The sequence below is a fragment of the Mucilaginibacter sp. genome (assembly GCF_036383575.1).
In the GTDB taxonomy this organism is placed as follows: domain Bacteria; phylum Bacteroidota; class Bacteroidia; order Sphingobacteriales; family Sphingobacteriaceae; genus Mucilaginibacter.
The window spans coordinates 1-7,538 of the sequence record NZ_DASVOB010000447.1 but is presented as its reverse complement, the minus strand read 5'-3'; the positions used below and the strand labels follow the sequence as shown (position 1 = coordinate 7,538).

Here is a 7,538-nt window from a genome sequence, read left to right as displayed (position 1 = left end):
ATGTATAAATTTTACATCGAAATTTTATGTTGGCCAAAACGCCGCGTGCCCAAATTACTGTTGATGATGAAACTCACCATCCTTTTATTAACCGTTACCATGTTGCAGGTAAGTGCCTCAACGTTTGCGCAAAAGCTTAATCTAACGCAAAAGAACGTAACATTAAAACAGGTTTTTAAAGCTATTAAAAAGCAAACCGGTTATGATGTACTTTATCAGCCCGGCAGGCTCAATGCTTCTGTAAAGATCAATGCCAACTTTATCAATACTCCTTTAGATGAAGTCATCAAAAACTGCCTTGATGGTAAAGCCTTAAGCTATATCTTTTTCGAAAAAACAATTGTTATAAAAGCTGCCGAAAAACAGGCAAACAATAATTCGACTACCAGTGTAGGCAGTAGTGAAATATCAACGATCACCGTTAAAGGCACCATCGTTGATTCAACCGGGCGACCTGTACCCGGAGCAACAGTAAAGCTAAAAGACGGCAGTAAAGGAACAATGTCTGATGCTGATGGTAAATTTGAATTGAAAGATGTTCCGTCTGCCGGGGTACTGCTTATTACATCGATAGGCTATCATGAGCAGGAAGTTGCGGTCAATAACCAAACAACACTGCGCATTATATTAAAAGAAACTTCAAGGGAGTTGTCGCAGGTTGTGGTGATAGGTTACGGAAGTCAGAAAAAAAGTGACGTTACCGGGGCTATTACTTCCGTTTCTAAACAGCGGCTGGAAAATTTGCCTGTTACTAATATACTGCAGTCAATTGAAGGTGCTGTTCCGGGCATCAATATCACATCCGGTTCATCGGCACCGGGGGCGGTAAGCTCAATTTATGTTCGCGGCCTGCATTCCATTACAGCCAGTAATTCTCCTTTGGTTGTGTTGGATGGTGTGCCTTACACCGGCTCTTATAACGATATCAATACCAACGATGTGGAGTCAGTTCAGGTACTGAAAGACGCGTCGGCGACGGCCATTTACGGTACAAGGGGATCAAATGGGGTAATCCTTGTAACGACTAAAAAGGGCAAAACAGGTAAGCCATCGGTTCAGTATAATGCCTGGGCGGGGCCAGAATACATGTCGCACGAGGTGAAGCCGATGGGCGGGGCCGAATACGTACAAAAGAATCTTGATTATGATGAACAGGCCGGTAAAACAGCCGCGCCGGTACCTAACCTGTATGAGCAGGATAATTATAAAAACGGTAAAGAAACCGACTGGATAAAAGCGATATCACAACAGGGTTTCATCCAAAACCATTCTTTAAATATATCTGGCGGCACAGCCGATGTTAAGTACTATGTTTCCGGGGATTATACCAAAGAAAAAGGCATCCTGAAAGGATACCAGTTCAATCGCTTCAATGTACGCGGAAACCTTGATGCTAAAATTACCGATTGGCTGAACGCCGGTACAAACATGTTCTTCAACAATAACAATTATGACGGCGGCAAAAGTAATTTATACATGGCTACCGTGATGAGCCCGTACGGGCAGGAATATAATGCACAAGGAGACTACCAGATCTATCCGATGTATCCTGACGCGCTTTATACCAACCCGTTATTAGGCCTTTACCAGCCTACCGTTAGCAAAAACAGGACCTGGAACGGTAATTTTTACGCGGAGATTAAGCCTGCATTCATTAAAGGGTTTAAATACAGGTTGAATACCGGTTACGCTTATAACCCAGCCATGACCGGTGATTATACCGGCAGAAACACGGGTGATGCCATCGGCCATGCTACTATGACCAATGCCGAAAGTAATCATTGGCTTATAGAAAATATTGTAAACTACAGCCGCAGTTTCGGTAAACATAGCATCGATTTTACAGGGTTATACAGCTCACAAAAGGATTATACCTTGAGCAACGCGTTAAATGCCAATACCTTTATTAATGACCTTACCAGCTTTTATAATTTAGGTTCGGCTCAAATCCAGCAAACCACCTCAAGTTATACGCAAAGCACCCTGCTGTCGCAGATGGTACGCATCAACTATTCTTATGCCGGGAAATATCTGTTTACTGCTACCGCCCGTCGTGATGGTTTTTCGGGGTTTAGCGCTGCTAACAAATATGGAACATTCCCATCAGTTGCGGTGGCATGGAATTTAACCGAAGAATCATTTATGAAGGGGATATCAGCCATATCTGCGCTGAAATTGCGGGCTTCTTATGGTATTTCGGGTAACCAGGGGGTATCTTCTTATAATACCTTAACAACGCTGGCCTCAACGCAATACATCTATGGCAGTACCACAACTATCGGGTTAAATCCGAGCGCCATCGGCAACGGAAATTTAAAGTGGGAGAGTACCAAAGGTTTTAACCTCGGTATCGATTTTTCCATTTTAAAAGATCGCATCAGTGGTTCTGTTGATGCCTACGATACCAAAACGTACAACTTGTTATTGTCGCGTAAAATACCATACATCACCGGGTATACCACTATTTTGGACAATATAGGCCGAACAGCTAACAAGGGTATCGAGTTTTCTATCACAAGCCGCAATATTCAAAGCAATGACTTCAGCTGGGAAACCAATGTCAATTTCTCGGCCAACCGCAATAAACTGGTACAGCTTTATGGCGATAACAAGGATGATATCACCAATAACCTGTTCCTGGGTAAACAACTGCAGGCGGTATATGATTATAAGCTGATTGGCATATGGCAAAAAGGTGATGACTTTACCGTTGACCCAAGCGCCAAACCTGGCGATCTAAAATTCGCCGATTTAAATGGCGATGGCAAGATCAACACAGCCGACAAAACCTACCTGGGTTCGCGTTTGCCAAAATATATTGCCGGTATGACCAATACTTTCAGGTATAAAAGCTTTTCATTGAGTGCATTTGTACAAACCTTTCAGGGCGCACTTAAACCCAATCCTATTTATGATTACCGGGATCAGGCCGGGCGTATCAACCTGCCGGCAGGGATAGGTTACTGGACAGCGGCCAACCAAAGTAACACGAGGCCATCATTAAGTTATACCAATTCAAGGCAATACACTTATCCGGTTTCGGGTTCGTATACCCGCATTAAGGATGTTACTTTAAGCTACAGCTTCTCCAAAGAAACACTACGGAATTTAAAGATCTCCAATTTACAGGTTTACGCCAGTGGTCGAAACATCGCAACCTTTTCCAAATGGTTAGGTTGGGATCCCGAAACCGATTTTTACAACTACGCCGGCAACCAAAGCAGTTCATTTTACCCGCTGGTAGCCACCGTGGTGCTGGGTGTTAACATTACTTTACAATAATTAGAAATTAGGATCATGAAAAGTATTTATTCATTACTCTTTATAAGTCTGATAGCCATACTCACCTTTAATTCTTGTAAAAAGAGTTTTCTGGATGAAGATGTCAGAACACAGTTTACACCGTCTACCTTAAAAGATGCCCTGAGTTTTGAAGCCGCAGTTGCGGGCGTGCAAAAAACAGTCCGCGATCAGTATGAAGGCGATCAGGGAATCATAGCGCTGATGCAAACCGGTACCGATGTGGCCCGAAATGGCCAAACCACGGCGACCATGGCGCCCTATGAAACGTATTCGCAATTAAATTCGCAGGATGTTGCTTCCCTTGGTTTCTGGCGCTGGGGTTACCAGGTTATCAATGCCTCTAACGTAATTATACAGGCGGCTCAATCCGGTAATACAAGTTTAACGCCGGCCCAGGTTAGCGGTTATGTGGCCGAAGCGAAGTTCTTCAGGGCATACGCCTATAATTTTCTGTCGACTTTATTCGGCGGTGTTCCGCTTATAACAGTTCCGGTTACCGCACCTAAAACCGATTACGTAAGGGCGCCGTTAGATTCCATAGTTAATTTACAGATCAGCGACCTTACATTCGCGGCAACGAATCTACCTGATGCAGCACATGTTGTTGCCGAAGGAAGAATAAACAATGCTGCAGCCATGCAACTATTGGCGATAACTTATTTGAGGGCTAACAAACCGGATCTTGCCGAAGCACAGTTGAACAAGATCATAGCAAGCGGCACGTACAAGTTAGTAAACAACCGCTATGGGATCAATTCCCTGAAGCCGGGCGATGCCTTTTCTGATATGTTTATTTACGGTAATATGCGCCGGAGCCAGGGCAATACTGAAGCTATCTGGGTAATTGAAGAGGCTAACATACCTGGCGGTGTAAGTCCAACAGATCAGCACCGCAGGGTTTGGGTGCCGTTTTATGTAAACATACCGGGCATGATCGTAGCCGATTCATTGGGCGGCCGTGGCATAGGCCGGATAAGGCCAACTAACTGGTGGACATATAACCTGAACCTCAGCAATGACATGCGTAACTCCAGTTATAACATCCGGCGTAAATATTATTATAATGACCCATCATCTGCCAATTATGGCAAGCTGGCGGTAGTTACTTCCAATACAGATACTATTCAAAATATGTACGCGCACACTACCAAGTGGTACTCTTATACCAGTGCAGATCCGTTTGGTACGCTTACATATAAAGACAGGATCTATATGCGTCTTGGCGAAACATACCTTTTACTGGCCGAAGCACAATTTAAGCAAGGTAATTTAAGCGGGGCGGCCGGCAATATCAACATGCTTCGTACAAGGGCAAATGCCCCACAGGTACATGCATCAGATATTAATATGGATTTTATTCTGGATGAGCGTGCCCGCGAGCTTATTGGCGAAGAAGACAGGCGCATTACCTTAATGAGGACAGGAACCCTGGTTGAGCGGGTGAAGAAATATAACCCAACCTCGGCCGGATCGATCAAAGATAACAACATGCTGTTGCCCATTCCGCAATCAGAAATTGATGTGAACAAAGGCGCAACACTAATACAAAACCCCGGATATTAAAACTTACCTAAGCCGCTGTATTTTGCGGCGGCTTAGATTGAATTACTACAAAGAGAACTAAGTATGATAAGAAAAGCGATCCTGGTTATAGCAATTGTATGGAACTGTATAAATGCCGCCAATGTAAACGCGCAGCAGGCAGCAGCTACAGTACAAAAACCTATTGCCCTACAGCATGGCGCACACCGCATAGGCCGCAGAACAGATGCCGACATGGAAAAATGGCGTGCTTATGGTTTGGGTCAGTTTATACATTGGGGCTTATATTCCATCCCCGCAGGTGAATGGAACGGTAAACAATACAACGGCGCTTCTGAATGGATAAAATCATGGAAAGAGGTTTCTGCAACGGCCTACGATTCATTGATGTATCAATTTAACCCAACCAAATTTAACGCAGACTCATGGGCTGGGACAGCTAAGCAAATGGGCGTAAAGTACGTAACTATCACTACAAAACACCACGATGGTTTTTGCTTATGGCCAAGTAAGTACACCAATTTTACCGTTGCTAATTCTCCCTATAAAAAAGATATCATAGGTCCGCTGGTAAAGGCTTATGACAAGCAGGGTATTGACGTGATATTGTACTTCTCCATTATGGATTGGCACAACCCCGATTGGCGGTATGATATTAAAACCCGGGAGGATAGCATTGCTTTTGACCGGTTTAAACAGTTTACCCGCAAGCAGTTGCTTGAGCTGCTTACCCTGTATCCCACAGCCAAAGGTTTATGGTTTGATGGTACCTGGGATAAATCATGGGTAAAACAAGCTGCGTTTGCCGATTCGCTTGAAAAGGAGATGAAGGCAATGCATCCGGGATTGATCATTGGCAGCCGCTTCAGGGCAGATGAATACGGTAAACGGCATTTTGATTCCAATGGCAACATGATGGGCGATTACGAACAGGGCTGGGAACGCAAAATACCGGAGAAGATAGAGGACGTGCACGGAAATGATTGGGATTGTGTAATGACCGTGCCTGAAAACCAGTGGGGATACGGCAGGGTATGGAAAGGCCATATCAAAACTACGGATGAATTACTGGAGATGCTGGCCAAATGTGTTTCGCTCGACGGTAATTTTGTACTCAACTTTGGCCCCAAACCCGATGGTACTTTAAGGACCGAAGAATTGGATCTCGCCGAAGGAATAGGAGCATGGATGGCTACCAACAGTGAAGCTATTTACAATGGTGAGTATGCAGGCCTTGTTAAGCAGGACTGGGGATATTATATAAAAAAGACAGGTTCCAATAAAATCTACATGCTGGTATTTAATGTGCCTGTATCTGGTGCCTTAAAGGTCGTAATGCAATCTCATTCGGCTATTGGCAAAGCATATGATCTTGGGAACCCCGCCCAAAACTACGTACCTGAGGAGATCGGCACATCAGCCTGGTTTATCCACCTGAGACAGCAAACATTTAAACGCCCTTTTGTAATTGTTTTAGAAACGGCAGATAACAGTAAAAACAGCGGAGCGCAATATCAAAAAGCCAAAACATAAGCCACACATCATATCAAGTTTACATTTATGCGTACTACAAAAATCATCCTGCTTTTAATAATAGACCTCTTCTTGGGGTTAAAAGTGAATGCATTTCAACAGGCTCAGGATACTAATAGTCTAAACCTATCCCGGCAGGTTGTACCCTTTAACCAGGATTGGCAGTTTAAAAAGGCAACTTATAAAACCAATATCGCTATTGCTGGCAGTGAATGGGAAAACGTTACTGTACCCCACACCTGGAACAATAAGGATATTCAGAAAGGGAAAAACTTTTATACAGGCGATGCATTTTACCGCAAAGACCTTGTAGCCCGGCAGGAATGGAAAGACAAACGGGTGTTCATTCGTTTTGAAGGCGTGGGAACTGTTGCCGATGTATATGTTAATAATAAACTGGCAGGTACGCATAAAGGTGCTTATTCGGCATTTTGTTTTGAGATCAGCAACTTGTTAAGATATGATACTACCAATATCGTTTTGGTAAAAGTAAATAACGAGGAGCGGCCGGACATCATCCCCATCAATAATAAACTGTTTGGCGTTTATGGTGGCATTTACCGCCCCGTAAGTCTTATTGTTACCAGCAAGATCAATATAACAACAACCGATTATGCATCGGCCGGTATTTATATTAAGCAGGATGTAAATAATAAAAAGGCCGCCATTTCGGTAACGGCTAAAATTGAGAATAAAGAGCGGCAGGTGCAACAGATCATCGTAAAAACCACCATCCGGGATAAAAGTGGCATCATTGTTAAGCAGGTTCAACAGCAACAAGATGTACAGCCCCAGGGGATAAATATTGTTGATCAGCAATTACAGCTAAACAATCCGCATTTGTGGAACGGCCGGAAAGATCCTTATCTATATTCGCTTACCACAGCTGTTATTAAAGATGGTAAAAAAATAGATGAGGTAACACAACCCCTTGGCCTCCGTTATTTTTCTATAGTTTCGGGCAAGGGATTTTACCTGAATGGTCAGCCGTACCGCTTGTATGGTGTTTGCCGCCACCAGGAATGGCAGGATTATGGAAGCGCCTTGAGCAATGCTCAGCATAAAAGCGACCTCGATATGATCTACGAAATAGGGGCAACCTCTATCCGTTTTGCGCACTACCAGCAAGCCGAATATATTTATGCCAAATGCGACAGTAT

4 protein-coding genes are annotated in these 7,538 nt (G+C 43.8%); all 4 read left to right on the top strand.

What is annotated here, in order from left to right; genetic code table 11:
* The first annotated feature begins 66 nt into the window (after positions 1-66).
* On the top strand, positions 67-3,282 hold the full coding sequence (locus VF500_RS15875; RefSeq protein WP_330860609.1) for a TonB-dependent receptor: 3,216 nt from the start codon (positions 67-69) through the stop codon (positions 3,280-3,282).
* A 15-nt stretch (positions 3,283-3,297) separates the two neighbouring features.
* Complete coding sequence (locus VF500_RS15870; RefSeq protein WP_330860608.1) at positions 3,298-4,866, top strand: RagB/SusD family nutrient uptake outer membrane protein; 1,569 nt, start codon at positions 3,298-3,300, stop codon at positions 4,864-4,866.
* A 63-nt stretch (positions 4,867-4,929) separates the two neighbouring features.
* Entirely contained in the window at positions 4,930-6,378 is a 1,449-nt protein-coding gene (locus VF500_RS15865; protein WP_330860607.1) for an alpha-L-fucosidase, read from the top strand.
* 27 nt (positions 6,379-6,405) lie between these two features.
* The coding region (locus VF500_RS15860) for a glycoside hydrolase family 2 protein (protein ID WP_330860606.1) at positions 6,406-7,538 on the top strand (1,133 nt) is incomplete at its 3' end.